Below are 20,725 nucleotides of genomic sequence, written 5' to 3'. Positions count from 1 at the left end.
CTCTTGTAACAGTTACAGCATTATGCACTTTGGGCTCTAAGCCGACGTCAGGTGCGACTTTGCGAAGTCCGCTTCCTGCGCAAAGCTACAACCCTTCGCTCCAATTGTATTGGTCAACGTAGCCTCAAACCAGCCATTAACACTTTCTCAACAAACGACCGCCGTACGCGCCATTAACCGCCAAAATCGGCATCGATGTACGTACAGGTTCTGTACGGCTTCCATACGCCTTCTGTACGGCGGAAAACACCTTATTTGCTTGTGCTAACGCGTCATTCTGCACCTCATCCCATGCGACACGTTCGGGGCGTTGCGTCCTTCCCCTTCCCAAACCCCCAAAACTGCGTTATGGCCCCGAAATCTTGGAAGACCGGCGCCCGCATCCCAGCGCCCGACAAAGAAGATACCGGGATGAGGGGGAATACGCCCCCTACGCAAATGGGCCCGAGGCCCTGTTAGGAAAACATGATGTTCAACGAAGTGAAAAAATCGATGCAGTGGGGGCAGGAGACGCTCACACTGGAAACGGGCAAGGTTGCCCGACAGGCTGACGGCACCGTCATCGCCACCGTGGGCGAGACCTCCGTCATGGCCAACGTGACTTTTGCTAAGTCACAGAAACCAGGGCAGGATTTCTTCCCCCTGACCGTCCACTACCAGGAAAAATACTATGCCGCCGGGAAAGTCCCAGGCGGCTTTTTCAAGCGCGAGGCGCGTCCGACCGAAAAGGAAACGCTAACAGCCCGTTTGATCGACCGTCCCATTCGTCCGCTCTTTGTCCCCGGCTTCAAAAACGAAGTGCTGGTGATGTGCACGGTGCTGAGCCACGATCTGGTCAATGATCCCGACATGGTTGCGATGATTGCGGCATCTGCCGCGCTTACGATTTCCGGAGCGCCTTTCATGGGCCCGATTGCAGCAGCCCGTGTGGGTTTTGTGGATGGAGACTATGTCCTCAACCCGGAAATCGACGACATGCACAATCTGCGCATGAACCCAGAACAGCGTCTGGACCTCGTCGTCGCGGGCACAAAAGACGCCGTGATGATGGTCGAATCCGAGGCCTATGAATTGTCCGAGGACGAGATGCTGGGTGCGGTGACCTTCGCGCACGAGCAGATCCAGCCTGTGATCGACTTGATCATCGATCTGGCCGAGGAAGCCGCGAAAGAGCCGTTTGAGTTCACCCCACCCGACTACGCTGACCTCTACGATGCTGTGAAAGCGGCAGGCGAAGACAAGATGCGTGCCGCCTACGCGATCACCGACAAGCAAGAACGCACGACCGCCGTATCTGACGCCAAGGCAGAGATCGTCGCCGCGCTGACGGAAGAACAGCAGGAAGACGAAAACCTTGGCCCGGCGATGAAAAAGCTGGAATCCAACGTGCTGCGCGGCGATGTCGTCAAGAACAGCCGCCGGATCGATGGCCGCGCCTTGGATGAAATTCGCCCGATCGTGTCGGAAACCGGTGTCCTGCCGCGTACCCATGGCTCTGCCCTGTTTACGCGCGGCGAGACGCAAGGTCTGGTGGTCACCACGCTCGGCACAGGCGATGATGAGCAGATGATCGATGCGCTGACCGGCGTCTACAAATCCAACTTCATGCTGCACTACAACTTCCCGCCCTATTCGGTCGGCGAAGTGGGCCGCGTGGGCTCGCCCGGCCGGCGTGAGATCGGTCACGGCAAGCTCGCATGGCGCGCATTGCAGGCCGTCCTGCCCGCACCAACTGACTTTCCCTACACCGTGCGGGTCGTATCGGAGATCACTGAGTCCAACGGCTCATCCTCAATGGCGTCCGTCTGTGGCGGGTCGCTGTCGATGATGGATGCAGGCGTGCCGCTGAAGGCACCGGTCGCTGGCGTGGCCATGGGCCTGGTGATGGAAGAAGATGGCTCTTACGCCGTGCTGTCTGATATCCTGGGTGACGAAGACCACTTGGGCGATATGGACTTCAAGGTTGCCGGAACCGAAAACGGCATCACCTCGCTGCAGATGGACATCAAGATCGCCGGTATCACACCTGAGATCATGAAAAAGGCACTCGAGCAGGCGAAAGCCGGGCGGATGCATATCTTGGGCGAGATGTCCAAGGCGCTGACCGATGCGAATGAATTCAGCGTCCATGCGCCTAAAATCGAAACGATGACCATCCCAACCGACAAGATCCGCGAAGTGATCGGCTCTGGCGGTAAGGTCATCCGCGAGATTGTGGAAACGTCAGGCGCCAAGGTCGACATCAACGATGACGGTGTGATCAAGCTGGCATCGAACGATGCCGAGGCGATCAAGAAGGCCTATGACATGATCCATTCGATCGTAGCCGAGCCGGAAGAGGGCGTGATCTACAAAGGGACCGTGGTGAAACTGGTAGACTTTGGTGCGTTCGTGAACTTCTTCGGCAAGCGCGACGGTCTTGTGCACGTCAGCCAGATCGAGAATCGCCGTTTGAATCACCCATCCGACGTTCTGAAAGAAGGTCAGGAAGTCTGGGTCAAACTGCTGGGCTTCGATGATCGCGGGAAGGTGCGTTTGGCCATGAAGATGGTCGACCAGAACACTGGCGAAGAGATCAAAAAGGAAGAAGCGGCAGAAGGTTAAGCCTCGAAACGTTTGCTTTGCGAAGGCTCGGCTGGAGACAGCCGGGCCTTTGTTGTTTCTGACTGGAGTTAAGCCTTTCGCAAGGAACAAAGCGTATGCCCTAAACAACTGTTTGAGTTGGAACGCCGTATGCTGCGATTTGTCGTAACTGCACTTCTTGCCCTGATCGCCAGTCATGCCGCGGCACAGGAAGGCTCCTCAACAGTGTCTTCAGTGCTGGACCCTGCATCAACGCAAGAGGTCGTGGTCGCCTTTGGGGTATCGACCTTGGGCGCCAACATCGAAACTGCTTACCGGATCAATCCAAACTATCAGGTGCGCGGCATCCTGATGGGCGGCATCGACGCTGATTTCGAAGAAACCGACGAGGATGGCGATTTCAGCGGTAACGTGACATTGGGTGGCGTTGCCCTGATGGGCGACTTCTATCCCCTGCAATCGGGCTGGCGTGTATCGGGCGGTTTGTTGTTGTCAAACACCGAGCTCTCCGGCAGCGGTACGGCCGAGGTTGAAGGTGCGGGGCGCGTTGAAGCGGATGTCTCTGCACAATTTTCGGGCGATATCAACCCGATGCTGACCACGGGCTATGACCTTGGGCTGGGCAGAGGCTGGTCGCTGAACACCGAGGCAGGGGTAATCTTCACGGGCGGTATCGACGTGACATACACTGCGGATGATCCGGCGCTTCAAGACGAGTTGGACAGCGATCCCGAATTACAGGAAATCGTGGAAGATGCCAGCGACATCGCCGTCTATCCCTATGCGAGCGTAGCCGTCTCATTCCGGTTCTAGGCCACCGCACGCCATATGCTGCTCCTGCAAACCGCGTGGTGTTGCTATGGCGTGCCTGTGTTTGACTTAGGCATCGACACGGCCATAACCATCGCCATTTGTGGCACTTTGACTACAAAAACAGCTTTAATCCGGTCAGTTGGTAGGATTCTAGAAAAGTTGATACAATCAACCAATTATTTGACCCGAGTCGTTGGTCCATCGACCAACCGACGCTACCAATATTCTGCGCAGAAATTGCTGCACGGATGTCTAACAGAGGAACGGTTTATGCTTTTGAAATCCCTTATTATAACAACAGCCTTAGCGACATATGCAACAACCGCGTTTTCCCAAAACGCCGGTGACTTTGCTGTCGGCCTAGGTGCGACGAACTTTGGCCTGTCTTTGGAAGGCGAATACACGGTCAATCCGCAGGTCCGCGTGCGTGGCCTGATCATGGGCGGACTCACCATTGACGACGAGTTTGAGGTTGACGACGCAACGGTTGATGGTGAGGCCGAATTTGGCGGCTTTGCCCTGCTTGGCGACTATTACCCGCTCGGGAATGCCTGGCGCATTTCTGGCGGATTGTTCGTCTCAAACACCGAAATCACCGGCCTAGTGGATGATGACGGGCTGGAATACGAAGGCACGGTCGAGTTCACGAATTCCGTCGCTCCGATGATCGCGACGGGCTTTAGCACATCTTTCGCTGATGGCTGGTCTGTGTCCGGCGACCTTGGCGTCATCATCTCTTCGCTCGAGGTGTCGTCTGATGAAGATGACCCGGTCGTGCAGGCCGACATCGACGAATTGAATGACGATTTGGAAGACGTCCCAGTCTACCCAATCGTTGGCGTGACGGTCAGCTACCAGTTCTAGCTGCCGCCTAACCCATTTTCCGAAAGGGTGGCTGGTTTCTCCAGCTGCCCTGCACTGCGTCGTTGATCAATTGCGGCCGAGCGCCACGCGCCATGCCGGTACAGCAAAGGTCACCGGGTTGACTTCCTGAACCTTCCGTGACCAGATCAGGCGCTTTGTTTCATTGATGATGACATGCGATGCGACTCGGTTCTCAACACAATTCCGAACGAAACCTCTGATTGGCGCCATTCTCTGCCAATTTGCGGTCAGGTGCCTGAATTTATTCGAACAACGCGCCTCACATTCGAGGTATTCCATTTGAGATCATGTGAAATGACAGAGCACTTCGTTTGCGGTCATAGGTCACCAAACGTGGCGCCGGTCTCGGCGCTTGGTCACCTTGAACACATCACTAAGGATCATTCCCATGAAACGAAATATGGCGTTTGTCGCAGCGTTCGGCCTTGTCTTCTGCAGCGCTTCAATCTCGCATGCCCAGGATTTCTATGGCTCGGTTTTTGGCGGCATTGCCAATCTGCAAGACACCGAATTTGACGGACGTATCGGCGGCAATACTCAATCCGTTGACGTTGAATCCGACACTGGCTTTGGGGCCGGTATCGCGCTTGGACGCACGCTCGCAAATCTTGGTGCAGCCAGCCTGCGGGCGGAGGTTGAACTCTCCTACTCTGAAGCAGATGCCGATGAGGTTGCCTTTTCCGGCAATGGCCCCGCGGCAGAAATCAACGTTGATGGCAGCATTCAGACGACGCGGCTATTTGCCAACCTGATTGCTGACTTTGAGACTGGAACGGATTTCAAACCTTATGTTGGTGCCGGTCTCGGCGCGGCGCGGTCAGATATCAATGTCTCCTACGGCCCAGGGGTGGCGTTGTCTGACGAAAGCGACAGCACAAGTGCCCAATTGATCCTGGGCAGCGCCTATGCGCTGTCGGATACAACGAGACTCTTCGGGGATGTCCGGTTCATCCGTGACTTTGATGTTGAGGTTGATCGCCTTTCGCCAACCGGTACGCTGACTGGCGTGGTCTCAGATGACATTGATACCGTCAGCCTCAATGTCGGACTTTCATTCGCATTTTGAAGAATGGGCGATGCGGACCCGGCCAAAGCACCGGGTCCGTGCCATCTTAGTCTTTTAGCTGTGTTGTCCGCAGATAGGGCAAGACAGTTGTGAAGTCGCCGAACTTTTCTTTCGCATCAGCATCACTCACCGTCGCGGGGATGATGACATCGTCACCCACGTTCCAGTTGGCTGGCGTCGCCACGCCTTTACCGGTCGACGTCTGCAGCCCGTCAAGTGCGCGCAGCACCTCGGCAAAGTTCCTGCCCACAGTCATCGGGTAGGTCATCGACAGCTTCAGCTGCTTGTCAGGCCCGATGATAAAGACAGACCGCACCGTGGCACTGTCAGCCGGGGTGCGCCCATCGGGCAGGTAGGCCTCGGCGGGGAGCATGTCGAACGCTTTCGACACTTCCAGCTTGTCGTCCGCGATAATCGGGAAACCAGCAGCTGCGCCGCCTACCTTTTCAATGTCACCCTTCCATTTCTTGTGGTCTTCCACGCCGTCGACACTGACACCGATCACCTTGGTGCCGCGCTTTTCCCATTCGGAGGCCAATTGGGCGACAGCGCCAAACTCCGTCGTGCAAACGGGCGTAAAGTCCTTGGGGTGCGAAAACAGGATCGCCCAGCTATCGCCGATCCAGTCGTGCAAGGAAAAGGTGCCCTGATCGGTTTCGACCGTCAAATCGGGGATCGTATCATTGATGCGCAGACTCATCTGTCATGCTCCTTGGTTACCGTGCAGCGTCTACTATAATTCCCCCGCGTGCCAAGTGCCATGCCTGGCTTGCCATCCCCCCGGACCGGTGCCAAAGATTGCGTCGGATCAACGGGGAGCGAAGCGATGATCGAGAACCGCAATTTCTATATCAACGGACGGTGGGTGCCACCTGTTCAGGCGCGTGATTATCAGGTGACTGACCCTTCAACAGAAGAGCCCTGCGCTATGATTTCCCTTGGCGATCAGGCGGATACCGATGCCGCTGTCGCCGCCGCAAGTGCAGCCTTCCCCGCATGGGCAGCGACGCCACCAGCGAAGCGCGCGCAATATGTGAAGGCGATCCTAACGCAATATGAGGCCCGGGTGGAGGAAATGGCGGAAGCGATCAGCCTCGAAATGGGTGCCCCCATCGACATGGCCCGCAGCAGCCAGGCCCCTTGTCTGCCTTGGCATCTGGAAGGGTTTCTGGAGGCGTTCGACGAGGTGGAGTGGATTCGCGAACTCGGCCCACACGCCCCCAATGACCGCATCGCGATGGAGCCCATCGGCGTGGTCGGCCTGATAACCCCATGGAACTGGCCGATGAACCAAGTGACGCTCAAGGTCATTCCGGCCTTGCTCGCAGGCTGCACGATGGTGCTCAAGCCCTCGGAAGAGGCGCCGCTATCGTCGCTTATGTTTGCCGAGTTTGTGCATGATGCGGGCGTTCCAGCAGGCGTGTTCAACCTCGTCAACGGTGACGGTGTTGGCGTCGGCAGTCAGCTTTCGCGGCATGAAGATGTGGCGATGATCAGCTTTACCGGCTCAACGCGTGCGGGCAAGGCGATCTCTACAGCCGCGGCAGAGACGCTCAAACGCGTGACGCTCGAATTGGGTGGCAAGGGTGCCAATGTTGTCTTCGCCGACGCGGATGAGAAGGCGGTCAAACGCGGTGTCCTTCACTGCATGAACAATTCCGGCCAGTCCTGCAACGCGCCAACGCGCATGCTGGTCGAGCGTCCGATCTATGATCAAGCGGTTGAGACGGCGGCAGAAGTCGCAAGCAATATGGGCGTCGGACCGGCATCCGAACCGGGTCGCCATATTGGCCCCGTCGTGAACCGGTCGCAGTGGGAAAAGATCCAGGACATGATCCAGGTTGGCATCGATGAAGGTGCCCGCCTTGTCGCAGGCGGTCCGGGCTTACCCGAAGGCGTGAACCGCGGCTTCTTCGTGCGTCCGACGGTCTTTGCCGACGTCAACAATGACATGCGTATCGCGCGGGAAGAGATATTTGGCCCGGTCCTCTCGATCATCCCCTTCGAGACCGAAGAGGAAGCGGTCGAAATCGCCAATGACACGCCCTACGGCCTGACCAACTACGTCCAAAGCGAGGACGGGGAAAAGCGCAACCGCATGGCGCGCGCCTTGCGCTCCGGCATGGTCGAGATGAACGGCCAGCCCCGCGCCCAGGGCTCACCATTTGGTGGGGTCAAGATGTCCGGCCGCGCGCGCGAAGGTGGCGTTTGGGGTATTGAGGAATTCCTTGAGGCGAAGGCCATCTCTGGTTGGGCCGCTGAATAACCTCATGTGCGCGCACGCACCAAATCCGTGCGCGCGCGTCACTTAAGTGCGCTGAAGAAAATGATATCTCTTCCTCAAATGATGATGAGGAGAGATACAATGCTCAAGCAAGTAAAAGGACTGCACCACGTCACCTCGCTCGCCAGCAGCGCGCGCGAAAACAACGCCTTCTTCACAAACGTGCTTGGCCTGCGCAGGGTCAAGAAGACGGTGAACTTCGACGCACCTGATGTCTATCATCTCTATTATGGTGATGCGACCGGTACGCCGGGAACCGTGATGACCTATTTTCCGTTCCCCAACGCCGCACCTGGTCGTCCTGGTGTGGGCGAGGTAGGGCGCACATCGTTCAGCATTCCCACAGGGTCGTCGCAGGCCTGGCTGGATCGCTTTAAGACTTTTGAGGTCAAAGGCGTGTCAACCGACGAACGTTTCGGCCAGAAACGGGTGCTGTTCGAAGGCCCCGATGGCGATCTGTTCGCGCTGGTCGAAAGCGATGATGATCGCACGCCATGGACAGGAAATGGTGTGAGCGAGGCGATGGCCATCCGAGGTTTTCATTCTGCCGATATGCGGCTGCGCGATACGACGGCAAGTTCAGAATTGCTCCGTTTCATGGGCTATGAGCATCTTGACACACAAGGGGATGTTAGCCGCTACATCGTGCCCGGTGCAGACACGGCGAACGTGATCGACCTTGAGGCGATGCCAGATGCGCCTTACGCCGCGCAAGGTGCCGGATCGGTGCATCACATCGCTTTTGCGGTCGAGAACCGCGCGCGCCAGCTTGAAGTGCGCGAGGCACTGCTCGACACCGGGTATCAGGTGACGCCCGTGATCGACCGGGACTACTTCTATGCGATCTACTTCCGCACGCCAGGCGGTGTGCTGTTTGAGGTCGCCACGAATGAGCCCGGCTTTGACCGTGATGAGGATACCGCAAATCTGGGCGAAGCGCTCAAACTGCCCAGCCAGCACGAGCATCTGCGCGCCCGGCTGGAAGGTCTGCTAGAGCCGCTGAGCTAAATGCCATGGCTTATCATGCAAAACGAACCAAGGGGACGGCGGGTCAACCGCTGTTCCTGACCTTCCATGGCACGGGTGGGACCGAGGATCAGTTTCACGGTTTTGCCCAGCAGCTTCGGCCAAGTGCCCATGTCACGTCGCCGCGTGGCGACGTGTCAGAGCATGGCGCGTTGCGGTTCTTCAAGCGGACGGGTGAAGGTGTGTATGACATGGTCGATCTAGCCGAGCGGACCGAAGCAATGGCGGCCTTTATCGCAGCTGAGCAAGCAGCGGTTGGCGCGCCGCGCACCGTGGCGCTAGGCTATTCCAACGGTGCCAACATCCTCGCCGCCGTCGCGTTGGAGCATCCGGGTCTGGTCGATGACATGGTCCTGTTGCATCCGCTGATTCCATGGAAGCCAGCACCGCAGCCCGGTCTGGCAGGGCGGCGCATGCTGATCACCGCTGGTGAGCGTGATCCGATCTGTCCTGCACCGATGACAACTGCTTTTGCGGAGTATCTGCAGGGGCAGGGCGCCGACGTAACGCTTCATTGGCATCCCGGTGGCCATGAGATCGCGCGATCAGAGATCGATGCGGTGGCCGGTTTCATCGGGTCTTAGAAGGGGCATTTCGCAGTGATGCGCATGCCTTGCCCGCCATCGGGATGGCGAAACTGTAGCGTTTCCGAATGCAGCATCAGGCGGGGGTGGTTTCGTGCCGCCCCCGTCGCATAGAATGGATCACCCAGTATCGGATGACCAATTGCCTGCATATGCACCCGCAACTGATGCGACCGCCCCGTGCGCGGCATCAGCCGCACCCGCGTCTCCGCCCCCGATGACCGAACGACCCGCCAATCTGTCACCGCGTCCTTGCCGTTCTCATGGTCGACCATTTGTTTGGGGCGGTTCGGCCAGTCCACGATCAGCGGCAGATCAACCGTGCCCGTCTTTGGCGAAAGCGAGCCGTAAATCCGTGCGACATACGTTTTCTTTGTCTGCCGCTTCTCAAACTGCAAACCCAAGTGACGCTGGGCGTGCGGTGTTAGCGCAAAGATCATCACACCTGACGTGTCGCGATCCAGCCTGTGCACCAGAAGCGCTGTGGGAAAGACATCCTGTACGCGCGCCAAAAGGCAGTCGGAAAGCGCCTCGCCTTTGCCGGGCACTGATAAAAGCCCGCCGGGCTTGTCGACCAACAGCACCTCATGATCGTCATGCAGGATGGCAAGCGGATCCTTGGGTGGATTGTAGTCGTCGCTCACCCGTAATCCCGTTCGCCGAAAATGGCAGAGCCCACGCGGATATGCGTCGCACCAAGCGCGATTGCGCGCTCAAAATCCCCGCTCATTCCCATGGAGAGGCCTGCCAGCCCGTTGCGTTCGGCGATCTTGGCGAGAAGCGCGAAATGAAGTGAGGGTTCCTCGTTCACAGGCGGAATACACATCAGGCCCACAAGCGGCAGGTCAAGGGCGCGCACCTCTGCAACAAAGGCATCTGCCTCGGCTGGCAAGACGCCTGATTTCTGCGGCTCTTCCCCGGTATTGACCTGAATGAAAAGGTCGGGGCATGAGCCTAGCTCATCCGACAACCGCGCCAGCGTCGTGGCGAGCTTTGGTCGGTCAAGTGTGTGAATAGCCTGGGCTAGCTGCATCGCCTGCCGCGCCTTGTTGGTCTGTAACGGCCCGATCAGGTGCAGGTTGATGTCTCCATAGGTCTCGCGAAAGGCAGGCCATTTGCCCGCAGCCTCTTGCACCTTGTTCTCACCAAATGTGCGGTGCCCCTCATCCAGCACCGCCGCGACTCTTTCGTTCGGCTGAACCTTTGAAACCGCGATAAGCTTCAGGTCGTCAACGGAACGACCAGCGTTCGCTGCAGCCTTGGCCATGCGGCCCGTGATTTCGGATAGGGACATGCACGCCTCCTCTTTGCATTCATGTGCAACACGGATGCGCAAAAGAAAAGAGCGGACGAAACCGCCCGCTCTTTCAACTCAAATTCACAAGTGTGAATTAGAAGTCCATTGTGATGCCGAAGTCAGCAACAGCGAAGCTGTCGTCGTCTGCAAACGGATCGTCGATCGAACCAACGCCGCCGGCAAGTGCAACGCCGCCACCGAGATCGTATTCAAAGCCAACACCGAAATCGACTTCGTCTTCTTCAACGTCTGTCGCACCAACTGTACCGACCAACGAAATGTTACCCAATGGGTATGTCACAGATGCACCGTAGCCTGCGATGCCTTCGTCGCCGTCACCGGGGTCAACTGCATCCTGGTTCTGGTGGAAGAACAAGTCGATATCAGCACCGCCTGCAGACACAGTTGCACCGATAGCAAACACTTCTTCTTCATTCAGCTCGTAGAAAGCTGCGCCAACAGAGAATGCACCTGCGTCGTAGCTTGCGCCTACTGCATAGTCATCATCTGCTTCTGTCTCGTTCTCGGCAAGGTTGCCCGATGCCGCTACGGTTACTGCGCCAAACTCGCCTTCGACAAGAACGTTTGCTGTGCCATCATCCCAGAACACAGTCGCAGTGTCGTCAATTCCAATCCCATCAAACCCTGGGTCTTGCAGGCCGCCGATTACAACGCCATCGGCACTGCCGACGTTACCAACGGTTACTGTTACGCCACCAGCAGAGATAAAGACTTCTGGGTCATCGATGAAGTCAGACTGATTGCCGACGTCCAGGTCGAAATCAAGCGATGCACCAACTTCGATACCACCATCTGTGGTGGTCGAACCTGCAATACCGAAGTCGAGCTCGTAGAACAGCTCAGAACCCTCAGGGTTGCCTGCGGTGCCATCTTGGTCCGAAAACTTCAGACCAGCATTCGCGCTACCCGAAACAGTCACGCCAGCGTGGCCGTCTGCAGCTGCGTAGCTTGCTGCGAATACCAGTGCGGTTGTCGCTAGGAGAACCTTTTTCATGGTTTAATTCCCTCGTGTTTATATTTGACTCAACCCGAGCCATCCCGAATTGATTGACAGTGGTTTCTGCCCGTTGATCGTCGATTGCAAGGCGCAGAGACGCTGACTGGGTACGGCAAACGGATTCTGGTGCAGCTTTGCCACAGTGGTTTTGGGCCGTGCATCGGGCTCCAATCAGGGGAAACCGCTTGTGGACCAAAAGCCCAGTTGATAGATAACCTCAACGCTTAATCCATCAGGGCCATGACATTGAAGAAACGAGTGCGATCCCTAATTGCAGCGATCCTCATCGGGTCTTTGGCGGCGTGCGGCGGCGGACCGCCACCCACCCCTCGCGGGGCCGAAAATGTTGCCGTAAATCGGTATCTCTGGGCCGCTTCGCTGGACGTGCTCAGCTTCCTGCCTGTGCAATCTGCAGACCCGTTCACCGGCGTGATCACGACTGGATTCGGTACACCACCTGGTGGTGGCCGCGCCTACAGGGCGACGGTTCAGGTGAGTGACCCGGCGATGGACGCGCGGTCACTGAACCTGGCCCTGCAGACCCGCAATGGCCCCGTTGCGATTGAGACCCAACGTGCTGTCGAAGACGCGATTCTATCGCGTGCGCGCCAGCTACGCATTGCTGACGGCGCCCTATAGCCTTACGCAACCAGCCCGATTATGAATAGCGCCGGGCCCGATGCCCGGCGTTTGCATGTGAGAGACCTGATCCATGACCACTTACACACCCGCCGCGATTGAGCCGAAATGGCAAGCCGCGTGGGCCGAGGCCGACACGTTCAAGGCCGTGCGCAGCGCGGACAAGCCAAAGTATTACGTGCTTGAGATGTTCCCTTATCCGTCGGGCCGCATCCATATCGGCCATGTGCGGAACTACACGATGGGCGATGTGATTGCGCGCTACAAGTTGGCGACGGGCCACAACGTGCTGCACCCGATGGGATGGGACGCGTTTGGGATGCCGGCTGAGAATGCGGCAATGGCCTCCGGCGGGCACCCCAAGGATTGGACCTACCAGAACATCGCCGACATGAAGGCGCAGATGAAACCCATCGGTCTGTCTATCGATTGGTCACGTGAATTTGCGACCTGCGACCCCGAATATTACGGCCAGCAACAGGCGCTCTTCATCGATTTTCTGGAGAAGGGTCTGATCTATCGCAAGAAGGCGGTCGTCAACTGGGACCCGGTCGATATGACCGTGCTTGCCAATGAACAGGTGATCGACGGCAAGGGCTGGCGATCCGGGGCCGAGGTTGAGCGGCGCGAACTGGTTCAATGGTTCTTCAAGATCAGCGATTACTCCGAAGAGTTACTGGACGCGATTGACGGCCTTGATAACTGGCCGGCCAAGGTCAAGCTGATGCAGGCAAATTGGATCGGGAAGTCGCGCGGTATCGAGATTCCGTTCGCGCGCACCGACGGTGCCGATCCGATTGTCTGCTATTCAACGCGGCCCGACACAATGCGCGGGGCGAGTTTCATCGCGATCGCGGCGGAGCATCCGGTGTCACGCGCAATCGCCGAAACCAACCCCTCTTTGGCCGATTTCATCGCTGAAACCCGCAAGATGGACACAACTGAAGCGGCAATGGAAAAGGCGGAAAAGAAGGGGATTGATACCGGTATTCGCGTCAAACACCCTGTCTATCCTGATCAAGAGCTGCCGGTCTGGGTGGGGAACTTTGTGCTGATGGATTACGGTACGGGCGCTGTCTTTGGCTGCCCGGCACATGATCAGCGTGACTTGGATTTTGCGCGCAAATACGATCTGCCTGTGCGCAATGCGTTCTACATGCCGGGCGAAGAGGCCGAGGTTGAGAACACGGCTTTGGTCCCCGCCAAGACCGAAAAGGTCGTATATATCGACCATTTTGCGGGTATTGGTGAGGTGACAAGTCAGGAAGGTATCGACGCCACTATCGACTATTTCGAGGCGAAGGGCCTGGGTAAGGGCCAGGTCAAATACCGCCTGCGCGACTGGGGCTTGAGCCGCCAACGTTACTGGGGCTGCCCGATCCCGATTGTCCATTGCGACGATTGCGGTGCTGTGCCGGAGAAGAAAGAGAACCTGCCGATTGAGCTGCCTTACGATGTCAGCTTTGACATTCCGGGCAACCCGCTTGACCGGCATCCGACATGGCGTGATTGTCCCTGCCCCGCTTGCGGCAAGCCTGCCAAGCGCGAGACCGATACAATGGACACCTTCGTCGATTCGTCCTGGTATTTCGCGCGATTCACCGCTCCAAGGGCAGCCGAGCCGACGGATATCGACGACGCAGATTATTGGATGAATGTGGACCAGTATATCGGCGGTATCGAGCATGCGATCCTGCATCTGCTCTACAGTCGTTTCTTTGCGCGGGCGATGAAGATGACTGGCCATTTGCCGCAAGGGACTGAAGAGCCGTTCAATGCGCTATTCACGCAAGGCATGGTGACGCATGAGATCTACATGACCCGTGACGATAAGGGGCGCCCGGTTTATCACTTGCCGGAAAACGTCAAAGACGGCGCGCTTGCCGATGGGACTGCGGTGGAGATCATTCCGTCAGCCAAGATGTCGAAGTCGAAGAAGAATGTCGTCGATCCGGATGATATTCTGGCGCGTTACGGGGCCGATACCGCCCGCTGGTTTGTCCTGTCCGACAGCCCGCCCGAACGGGACGTGGAATGGACCGCGTCGGGCGCTGAGGCAACATATAAACATCTGGGCCGCGTCCATCGCATCTGCACCGATATTGCGGCGATGGATGACGGTGCAGGGCAGGGTGACGATGAGTTGCTGCGCGCCATGCATAAAGCGATCCATGATGTGACGATGGGTATCGAGACATTCGGCTTTAATGCCGCGATTGCAAAGCTCTATGCCTTCACCAATGTGCTCGCCAAATCTAAGGCTGGCGGCGGCGCGAAACGTCAGGCCGCGCGGGTTCTGGCGCAATTGATGTCGCCAATGACGCCACATCTCTCCGAAGAGATCTGGGCGATGATGAGCGGTGTCGGCCTGATCGCCCAAGCGCCATGGCCGGTTGCGGACGAGGCGATGTTGGTCGAAGACACTGTTACAATGCCGATCCAGATCAATGGAAAGCGTAGGGCCGAGATCAACGTAGCCGCTGATGCACACAAGACGGATGTAGAGAAGATGGCGCTCGGACTTGAAGTCGTTCAGAACGCCTTGGGCGGGTCTGTACCCAAAAAATTGATCGTGGTGCCGGGCCGGATTGTTAACATTGTCATCTGACGGTATCTCTCGCCGCTCAGCCCTATTGGGCCTACTGACCATCAGCGGATGTGGATTCGCGCCGATTTATGGTGAAAGCAATGCTTTGCGCGAGAACATAGCGTACCGGGCTGACGATAGCGTGGCCGGTTTTGAACTACGTGGCAGACTGGAGGAGCGGCTCGGCGTCGCGGCATCCCCACGTTATGTTCTGTCTGTCATACAACGGAGCACGCGCCGGACCGCTGCCATCACCGAAGACGGTGATATCACGCGCTTTAACCTTATCGGCACGGCAGATTGGGTTCTGTCGGATTATGCGACCGGTGCCGAGATTGAGACTGGTCAGGTTCAGACCTTTACCGGCTATTCAGCGACGGGTGCGACAAGTGCAACGCAGGCTGCCGAAGATGACGCGGCGCGCAGACTATCCGTTGCATTGGCTGATTTAATCGTGACGCGTCTGTTACTCCTTTCGCCGGAGCTGGCGGCATGAAGCTGACCGGTGCGGCGGCGCAGGCATATTTGCGCGAACCTGATCCGGGACATGCGGGTTTGCTTATTTTTGGTGCGGACCCAATGCGGGTTGCCATGCAAAGGCAGTCGGTCATTGCTGCGCTCGTCGGTCCGCAAGGTGAGGAAGAAATGCGCATGACCCGTATCGCAGGCGCTGATCTGCGTAAAGACCCCGCGCTGCTGGATGACGTGATGAAGGCTCAGGGCTTCTTTCCCGGACATCGCGTTGCTTTTGTCGAAGATGCGGGTGACGGCCTTGCAAAAATCATGGCCGCTGCATTGGACGACTGGCAAACGGGCGACGCGCAGATTGTCGTCACAGCAGGGCAGCTCACGGCAAAGTCGGCAATTCGCAAAGTGTTTGAAGGGCATCCGCATTCTGTCGCCATCGGGGTATATGATGATCCGCCAAGGCTTTCTGATATAGAAGAAAGCCTTGCGGCGGCAGGCATCGTCCGGCCGGAACGAGACGTAATGGATACTCTCTTGGCCCTAGCCAGCAGCCTTGAACCAGGAGATTTCAGGCAGACGATCGAAAAGGTTAGCCTTTACAAAATTGGTGACCAAGCACCGCTCACAGTATCGGATGTAATAGCAAGCGCTCCACAATCTGCTGAGGTTGATGTAGATGATGTGCTTGAGGCGGTGGCATCCGGGCGTGCCGACGACATTGGGCCCTCTCTGCGCAACCTCTATGCTCAAGGTGTCACGCCGGTGACGCTTTCAATCGGTGCGATGCGCCACTTTCGCCGTCTGCACTGGGTCGCAAGTGATCCGGGTGGTGCTACTGCCGGTGTCACCAAACTGCGCCCACCAGTCTTTGGATCGCGCCGCAACAAGATTGAGCGTCAGGCCGCCCTATGGGGCCGCGTACGCCTTGAGCGAGCTCTGACAGCACTGACCGACACAGACCTTCAGTTGCGCTCAACAGGAAGGGCACCGCCAACAGCGTTGATGGAGCGTACTCTCATTCGCTTAGCGATGATGGTCCGCCACTAAAGAATATGGGCCGGGTCCCAACTTTTCTAAGTAAGTCGCTAAACGGGCGGCGACTAAGTCAATGACGCTGTGGTGCCGTCGTCGTTGAATGCCGCAGCCAGAAGAAGGGCAGTAAGCATACCGATGGTCACAAAGGTCCGGTTGATGGAGTTTTCCACGGTTGCCACCTCAGGTTCAACTGCCGCTTCCATGATTTCGTCGGACAGGCTACCTACGTGGATAACTAGGGCAGGTTCAGCAAAAAGTGCAGCGGCTGCGAATGTTATTGTAAAGCCTATACTAGCGCTACAATTCGGTTTTTTTACGCTGATTTATCAACCACGCGAGTGACGCTAGGACAATCTACGACGTCAGGCTATAACCTTAACAAATGGTAAACGCGCTATTTTGCATGTTACCGGGGCGCTGAAGCATCGCTGCAAAAAACAAGGCAGGCCATTGGCCTGCCTTGTTTCTAAGCAAAACCGTAATAGCGGTGTTGCGCTTTAGTCTTCGTTCACAGCTGCTGCGATCAGCAATGCAGCCAAAACACCCAGGATCACAAATGTTGGGCTGATCGATGTGCCAGCTGGTGCGGGCTCAGGCTCAACTGCAACAACAGGGGCTTCCATCACTTCGTCAGACAGGCCGCCAGCGTTGGCTGCGAAACCAGAAACGGCCAGTGCTGCCGAGGCTGCAAGTGTAGTTGTAAGGCGCATGTCGGTACTCCAATTAATGCACGTTCAGGCGGTAACCGAACGGCCCGCCTCAGATTTTCTTAAATCAGGGTCCTTCGCAAAATCCAAGAGGGCGAAAGTAAGATCAAAAGACGTCGATTTGAAGATATCCAGAATCGGGCGAGACCGCCTGCAGGCTGCGCAAAAGCCTTCCGTTGCGATTCACCCAATAAATATTGGTCAATTGTAGCCCTTGGCCCACACATTTTTCCTCAAAACGCCGTGATTCCAGCGTTTGACCTAGTCTTTCGACAATGTCCGGACCTTGTGCGGCGATGCTGCATTGCAACACTTGCTGCGAAATTTGGTCGTCATCACCCAGGAATTCATGGGTTCTTTGCGCATTTCCGCCGCCTGCGCGGATTGCTGCCCAAACCTGCCCGACATCAGCGCTCATCAGGTCGCGTGGCAAGCCTCTGGTTGCCACAACGACCCCGTTTTCAAGGGTAATCGTGTTGTTTTCCGTATCGACCCAGGTGATCCGCTCCCCGTTTTGAGCCGCCTGCGCCATCGTATCCCAGCGGTCCAGATCGCGGATATTGACGCGCATATACTGGCCAGGATTGTTCAGGATTTCTTCTTGCGGCACGGCGATTGTGGCAGGCGCCGTGGCACCTGTGCGCGCGGTGATCAACTCCGTCGCCAGGGCACCGATCTGATTGCCTGTGCCCTCTTCCTCGACCGAGCCGCAAGAGCAGAGCAGAGCCCACAAAAGGCCCGCCATCAGATACCGGATGTGATGCCTCATCGCCAGAACCGCCCCCATGTATCTGTCAGATCGCCCTGATGCGCGTCGCGCACGAACCCGTAAAGTCGCCCGCCGACATTGAGCCGTGCACCGCCATCGCCAACGCGCGTCCGGATCGTTGTGCCATAGCTGCCGCGATTGGGCTGCCCGGTGATAAAGTCCTGTGGGATCGAGATTTGAACCCCTTTATTGTAAGACCCATCACCGAAATCGTCGTAAGAGATCTCGGTCTGCGTGACATAGGCGCCGACCCGTACGCCATTTTCGTATTCGCGGTCAATCGAGAGCGTTGCCCCCCAATCGCCTGCCAGATACCGCCCGACATCCAACTGCGTGTGATACCCATTTCCAAGATCGTAATAGGCCGAGACGTGACCGGTCACCACATCGTAGTCGAATTCGTCAAACCCGAAAGCCATGTCACTGTCGCGCTGGACGGCATAGTTGAGCTCTGCCCCAAGCCCCAATCGGCTGTCCACTGGCTTCCACAAGAGCTCGGTCGACACACCGCCATACATCCGTTCCAGATAGCCCACCGTGATGCGGCTGTAGATATCCGTTGCGGGCCGTCCGTAGCTGGCAAGCGTCAGGCGTTGCAGGACGGGGACGCCATCATCGCCGTAAGCCCCGCCATCGGTGCGCACATTGGGGATGTCATCGGTATCGGGTGACGGGTCATCCTTGTCGGCAGGCAGAACGCTTTGAGTGATGGCACCGCGCAAGACGGTGCGCGGGGTGATCGTGTAGCTCGCCGACAGGCTCAGCCCCGCATCCACGGCGATTGAGCCATCGCTGCTGAACGGGTTGATCGTCAGATAAGGCCCCAAACCCCAGCGAAACCTCTCCTCAATGGGAATACGGTCCGCAATCGGCCCGCGCGCTGCAGCGTCTTCGATAGCCACGCGCTCCAACATCTGCGCTGTTGCACCGGGTCGGTTCTCCAGCTGCTCAAGATCGCTGCGGCGTATGGTGACAGACGACAAGGGAATGCCTCGCGCCTCGGTTTCCAGGATGAATGTCTCGACAGATGCTGGCATCACTTGCGTCATCATCCGCGCGACACGGCCCATGGCCTGCGCATGCGACCGGTAGCGGTTGTTGGAATACCGGATGCGCGCGGTGTCGTCTGTGACCTCCAGCCCACGCAATGTCAGGCCCTCGATCTCAAGCAAAGCCGCCGTCGCGGCGCGCAATCCGGCGGGCGGTACCGCATCGCGGTCCCAGCTTTCCTCACGCAATTGCGCGGCACTACGTCCGTTCACCGGTGCCGGTGCCTTTTCTAGCCCGCTCATCGCGGGGCGGTTGTTGGCGTTCAACGTGAAGGTCCCCGAAAGCGCGATCTCACTGCCATAAAGCGAAGCAAGTGACAATTGAGTGCCGGGGCGCGGGCGGTAAGTCACACCGAAATTATAAGGCGAGTCCGCTTCAAGCGCGGGGCGACCTGCAGCGACTGGGTAGTCGATTGAGGAGTACTCTGCGACCAGACCCCATTTTTCATTGATCTGATAACTCAGCCCGCCAAAGGCTGCCGCATCTCCGCGGAACCAGAAATCAGAGCCCAGTTGTCCTTCGCTTTCCGCATCATCGAAAACGGGCCGCTCGCCCAGCTCCGAAAACGGGTTGTCAAACCCGTCGCGCAGGCCCATCGCGCCCCAGCCGATCCCGCCGGTGACGATCAAATTGTCGCCGATGCTTTTGGACGCAACGATGTATTCCGACGCAAAACGGCCTGGCGTAAAGGCATCCCGGATGCCGATTGCAAAGGCGGGCAGATAGGTCCCTTCGTTGTTCAGCCGGTATTGCAGGTCAAAGCTGCGTTCGAACGCGCCTTCGTCAATGTCGGTCGTGAGATCCTCGTAAAGGTCAACGACGGAATAGCGCGCGCTGGCCGATAGGCGCGGCGTGAGCTGAAAGGTCGCCGTCGCGCGAAAAAGACCATCCTGATAGGCAAGGCTGCCTGCCAAGGTGCCCTCTGGCGCGCTTTGCGCCGTGGGCATCTCTAAGAGGCCCGGTGTTCCGAACAGCGAATAATTGGTCAGGGCGTCCTGGGCCGACCCGATATTGCCGGCCATCAGCGCAAGCGCGGATGTCGTCACGAGGATGACGCGTTGCAAATTCTTGTTCTCCACACTTCCCGTCAGCGATGTCTAGCGCGCCGGGAAGGGCTTGAAAATGGTTGAAAACTTCCGCGTGGATGGATTTGCACGAATGCACGCTATACGTGTCAACCAATTGTTAACCTTAATGATACAGGTTGCGATCATGTTAGTGTCACATCGTTACCAGTTCATCGTTTTCCCTGATCCTTTGGGCGCATGCCCCTGGATTTCGCGCGCGCTAGAGCCGTGGTTGGATCAGCCCATTGTCGGCAGTCGCAATGCGACGACCCAATCAAATTTCTTTCGCGATATGTCCCCGGCAGAGGCTGAGCTTGCCTTCGACGTCGCCGGATTTGCCTTTCGCAAATACACCCGCATCGCAATTGTCCGACACCCGGCGCAGAAGATGGTGCAGCTTTACGACCGGATTGCGAAGACCAACAAAATCTGGCGCATGCGGCGCAGTGTTGGCGTCGGTGATCCGGGCTTCACGCGTTGGCTCGCCTCAACCCGCCCCAACGGATATGGTGCCGCCCCCTTTGGTGGCCCGCGGTGGCGACGCTTTGGCGCCTGGTCGGGCGAGGCTTGGTGCGGCGATTATGTCTCGCATGTCGTCAGGGCAGAGAATGCGGAAGAGGAGTTGACCGAGGTTTTCCACGGGCTTGGCATTTCGCCCGGCTTTAGCGGGCACGCTCTCGATGCGCTGACACTCATGCAGCCAACCCAATCGCGCTACAATGCGGAGGCACGTACGATCCTGCGCAATCGCTACGCCTGGGATCTGAACCTCTATGGTCATGAAGCCAAAAACCTGCAGTTGGTAGCGTAAAGAAGCCTTTGGGCAGCGGGGCGGACGGCAGCGTCC

Annotated in this window: 21 protein-coding genes; 12 read left to right on the top strand and 9 right to left on the bottom strand. The window is 57.6% G+C overall.

The features are described 5' to 3' along the window. Window positions 1-468: 468 nt before the first annotated feature. The 3 genes from pnp to SLH49_RS20635 all read left to right on the top strand — a co-directional run bounded on the left by pnp (window position 469) and on the right by SLH49_RS20635 (window position 4,260). Window positions 469-2,604 (top strand): polyribonucleotide nucleotidyltransferase, encoded by a 2,136-nt coding sequence (gene pnp / locus SLH49_RS20645; RefSeq protein ID WP_320271037.1) that lies wholly within the window; start codon window positions 469-471, stop codon window positions 2,602-2,604. 129 nt (window positions 2,605-2,733) lie between these two features. Continuing rightward, complete coding sequence (locus SLH49_RS20640; protein WP_320271033.1) at window positions 2,734-3,396, top strand: hypothetical protein; 663 nt, start codon at window positions 2,734-2,736, stop codon at window positions 3,394-3,396. 270 nt (window positions 3,397-3,666) lie between these two features. Continuing rightward, complete coding sequence (locus SLH49_RS20635; protein ID WP_320271032.1) at window positions 3,667-4,260, top strand: hypothetical protein; 594 nt, start codon at window positions 3,667-3,669, stop codon at window positions 4,258-4,260. Window positions 4,261-4,326: 66 nt separating this feature from the next. Here SLH49_RS20635 and SLH49_RS20630 read toward each other — a convergent pair whose 3' ends face one another. Beyond that, window positions 4,327-4,560 (bottom strand): hypothetical protein, encoded by a 234-nt coding sequence (locus SLH49_RS20630; RefSeq protein ID WP_320271031.1) that lies wholly within the window; start codon window positions 4,558-4,560, stop codon window positions 4,327-4,329. 109 nt (window positions 4,561-4,669) lie between these two features. Here SLH49_RS20630 and SLH49_RS20625 point away from each other — a divergent pair, with 109 nt between their 5' ends. Next, window positions 4,670-5,347 (top strand): outer membrane protein, encoded by a 678-nt coding sequence (locus SLH49_RS20625; RefSeq protein ID WP_320271030.1) that lies wholly within the window; start codon window positions 4,670-4,672, stop codon window positions 5,345-5,347. Between the two features lie 46 nt (window positions 5,348-5,393). Here SLH49_RS20625 and SLH49_RS20620 read toward each other — a convergent pair whose 3' ends face one another. Further along, window positions 5,394-6,047, bottom strand: coding sequence for a peroxiredoxin (locus tag SLH49_RS20620; protein WP_320271029.1), 654 nt, complete (start codon window positions 6,045-6,047; stop codon window positions 5,394-5,396). A 126-nt stretch (window positions 6,048-6,173) separates the two neighbouring features. Here SLH49_RS20620 and SLH49_RS20615 point away from each other — a divergent pair, with 126 nt between their 5' ends. The 3 genes from SLH49_RS20615 to SLH49_RS20605 all read left to right on the top strand — a co-directional run bounded on the left by SLH49_RS20615 (window position 6,174) and on the right by SLH49_RS20605 (window position 9,241). Next, window positions 6,174-7,613, top strand: coding sequence for an aldehyde dehydrogenase family protein (locus SLH49_RS20615; RefSeq protein ID WP_320271028.1), 1,440 nt, complete (start codon window positions 6,174-6,176; stop codon window positions 7,611-7,613). Between the two features lie 99 nt (window positions 7,614-7,712). Next, window positions 7,713-8,639 (top strand): VOC family protein, encoded by a 927-nt coding sequence (locus tag SLH49_RS20610; protein WP_320271027.1) that lies wholly within the window; start codon window positions 7,713-7,715, stop codon window positions 8,637-8,639. Window positions 8,640-8,644: 5 nt separating this feature from the next. Next, window positions 8,645-9,241, top strand: a complete 597-nt coding sequence (locus tag SLH49_RS20605) for an alpha/beta hydrolase (protein ID WP_320271026.1) — start codon at window positions 8,645-8,647, stop codon at window positions 9,239-9,241. Here SLH49_RS20605 and SLH49_RS20600 read toward each other — a convergent pair. The 3 genes from SLH49_RS20600 to SLH49_RS20590 form a co-directional block, all read right to left on the bottom strand. Beyond that, window positions 9,238-9,885, bottom strand: a complete 648-nt coding sequence (locus SLH49_RS20600; RefSeq protein ID WP_320271025.1) for an RluA family pseudouridine synthase — start codon at window positions 9,883-9,885, stop codon at window positions 9,238-9,240. The genes SLH49_RS20605 and SLH49_RS20600 overlap by 4 nt on opposite strands. Continuing rightward, on the bottom strand, window positions 9,882-10,535 hold the full coding sequence (locus SLH49_RS20595) for a YggS family pyridoxal phosphate-dependent enzyme (RefSeq protein WP_320271024.1): 654 nt from the start codon (window positions 10,533-10,535) through the stop codon (window positions 9,882-9,884). Before SLH49_RS20595 ends, SLH49_RS20600 begins: the two co-directional genes overlap by 4 nt. Window positions 10,536-10,632: 97 nt before the next feature. Beyond that, window positions 10,633-11,553: a porin gene (locus tag SLH49_RS20590; protein WP_320271023.1), complete on the bottom strand. Its 921-nt coding sequence runs from the start codon at window positions 11,551-11,553 to the stop codon at window positions 10,633-10,635. A 243-nt stretch (window positions 11,554-11,796) separates the two neighbouring features. On the opposite strand from SLH49_RS20590, the gene SLH49_RS20585 reads away from it, so the two are divergent. The 4 genes from SLH49_RS20585 (at window position 11,797) to holA (ending at window position 16,297) form a co-directional block, all read left to right on the top strand. After that, entirely contained in the window at window positions 11,797-12,195 is a 399-nt protein-coding gene (locus SLH49_RS20585) for a DUF3576 domain-containing protein (protein WP_320271022.1), read from the top strand. A 73-nt stretch (window positions 12,196-12,268) separates the two neighbouring features. After that, window positions 12,269-14,803 carry a leucine--tRNA ligase gene (leuS, locus tag SLH49_RS20580; RefSeq protein ID WP_320271021.1) on the top strand — a complete coding sequence of 845 codons (2,535 nt, stop codon included), beginning with the start codon at window positions 12,269-12,271 and terminating at the stop codon, window positions 14,801-14,803. Beyond that, the gene (gene lptE, locus SLH49_RS20575; RefSeq protein ID WP_320271020.1) at window positions 14,793-15,278 is read left to right on the top strand and encodes an LPS assembly lipoprotein LptE; all 486 of its coding nucleotides are present in this window, start codon (window positions 14,793-14,795) and stop codon (window positions 15,276-15,278) included. The genes leuS and lptE overlap by 11 nt, the downstream gene beginning before the upstream one ends. Next, the gene (gene holA, locus SLH49_RS20570) at window positions 15,275-16,297 is read left to right on the top strand and encodes a DNA polymerase III subunit delta (protein ID WP_320271019.1); all 1,023 of its coding nucleotides are present in this window, start codon (window positions 15,275-15,277) and stop codon (window positions 16,295-16,297) included. The genes lptE and holA overlap by 4 nt, the downstream gene beginning before the upstream one ends. 53 nt (window positions 16,298-16,350) lie before the next feature. On the opposite strand, the gene SLH49_RS20565 is transcribed toward holA, so the two are convergent. The 4 genes from SLH49_RS20565 to SLH49_RS20550 all read right to left on the bottom strand — a co-directional run bounded on the left by SLH49_RS20565 (window position 16,351) and on the right by SLH49_RS20550 (window position 19,875). Then, entirely contained in the window at window positions 16,351-16,488 is a 138-nt protein-coding gene (locus SLH49_RS20565) for a hypothetical protein (protein ID WP_320271018.1), read from the bottom strand. A 294-nt stretch (window positions 16,489-16,782) separates the two neighbouring features. Beyond that, a complete protein-coding gene (locus tag SLH49_RS20560; protein WP_320271017.1) occupies window positions 16,783-16,995 on the bottom strand; it encodes a hypothetical protein in 213 nt (70 codons plus the stop codon). 103 nt (window positions 16,996-17,098) lie between these two features. Continuing rightward, window positions 17,099-17,761: a YjbF family lipoprotein gene (locus SLH49_RS20555; protein ID WP_320271016.1), complete on the bottom strand. Its 663-nt coding sequence runs from the start codon at window positions 17,759-17,761 to the stop codon at window positions 17,099-17,101. Next, entirely contained in the window at window positions 17,758-19,875 is a 2,118-nt protein-coding gene (locus tag SLH49_RS20550; protein ID WP_320271015.1) for a YjbH domain-containing protein, read from the bottom strand. The genes SLH49_RS20555 and SLH49_RS20550 overlap by 4 nt, the downstream gene beginning before the upstream one ends. A gap of 148 nt (window positions 19,876-20,023) precedes the next feature. Between SLH49_RS20550 and SLH49_RS20545 the strand changes: the two genes are divergently transcribed. Continuing rightward, the gene (locus SLH49_RS20545) at window positions 20,024-20,689 is read left to right on the top strand and encodes a hypothetical protein (protein ID WP_320271014.1); all 666 of its coding nucleotides are present in this window, start codon (window positions 20,024-20,026) and stop codon (window positions 20,687-20,689) included. Window positions 20,690-20,725 lie beyond the last annotated feature (36 nt).

Source organism: Cognatiyoonia sp. IB215446, from assembly GCF_033963825.1.
GTDB lineage: Bacteria > Pseudomonadota > Alphaproteobacteria > Rhodobacterales > Rhodobacteraceae > Yoonia.
The sequence above is the reverse complement of the archived record's forward strand: the minus strand, read 5'-3'. Positions and strand labels throughout refer to the sequence as shown.

Bases quoted from the DNA above. Each gene is read 5' to 3' on its own strand.
- SLH49_RS20620 (WP_320271029.1), bottom strand. From the start codon at position 6,047: ATGAGTCTGCGCATCAATGATACGATCCCCGATTTGACGGTCGAAACC.
- SLH49_RS20555 (WP_320271016.1), bottom strand. From the start codon at position 17,761: ATGAGGCATCACATCCGGTATCTGATGGCGGGCCTTTTGTGGGCTCTG.
- SLH49_RS20625 (WP_320271030.1), top strand. From the start codon at position 4,670: ATGAAACGAAATATGGCGTTTGTCGCAGCGTTCGGCCTTGTCTTCTGC.
- SLH49_RS20630 (WP_320271031.1), bottom strand. From the start codon at position 4,560: ATGGAATACCTCGAATGTGAGGCGCGTTGTTCGAATAAATTCAGGCAC.
- SLH49_RS20565 (WP_320271018.1), bottom strand. From the start codon at position 16,488: ATGGAAGCGGCAGTTGAACCTGAGGTGGCAACCGTGGAAAACTCCATC.
- SLH49_RS20590 (WP_320271023.1), bottom strand. From the start codon at position 11,553: ATGAAAAAGGTTCTCCTAGCGACAACCGCACTGGTATTCGCAGCAAGC.
- SLH49_RS20545 (WP_320271014.1), top strand. From the start codon at position 20,024: ATGTTAGTGTCACATCGTTACCAGTTCATCGTTTTCCCTGATCCTTTG.
- SLH49_RS20615 (WP_320271028.1), top strand. From the start codon at position 6,174: ATGATCGAGAACCGCAATTTCTATATCAACGGACGGTGGGTGCCACCT.
- SLH49_RS20585 (WP_320271022.1), top strand. From the start codon at position 11,797: ATGACATTGAAGAAACGAGTGCGATCCCTAATTGCAGCGATCCTCATC.
- holA (WP_320271019.1), top strand. From the start codon at position 15,275: ATGAAGCTGACCGGTGCGGCGGCGCAGGCATATTTGCGCGAACCTGAT.
- SLH49_RS20595 (WP_320271024.1), bottom strand. From the start codon at position 10,535: ATGTCCCTATCCGAAATCACGGGCCGCATGGCCAAGGCTGCAGCGAAC.
- SLH49_RS20610 (WP_320271027.1), top strand. From the start codon at position 7,713: ATGCTCAAGCAAGTAAAAGGACTGCACCACGTCACCTCGCTCGCCAGC.
- SLH49_RS20605 (WP_320271026.1), top strand. From the start codon at position 8,645: ATGGCTTATCATGCAAAACGAACCAAGGGGACGGCGGGTCAACCGCTG.
- pnp (WP_320271037.1), top strand. From the start codon at position 469: ATGTTCAACGAAGTGAAAAAATCGATGCAGTGGGGGCAGGAGACGCTC.
- SLH49_RS20560 (WP_320271017.1), bottom strand. From the start codon at position 16,995: ATGCGCCTTACAACTACACTTGCAGCCTCGGCAGCACTGGCCGTTTCT.
- SLH49_RS20635 (WP_320271032.1), top strand. From the start codon at position 3,667: ATGCTTTTGAAATCCCTTATTATAACAACAGCCTTAGCGACATATGCA.
- SLH49_RS20640 (WP_320271033.1), top strand. From the start codon at position 2,734: ATGCTGCGATTTGTCGTAACTGCACTTCTTGCCCTGATCGCCAGTCAT.
- leuS (WP_320271021.1), top strand. From the start codon at position 12,269: ATGACCACTTACACACCCGCCGCGATTGAGCCGAAATGGCAAGCCGCG.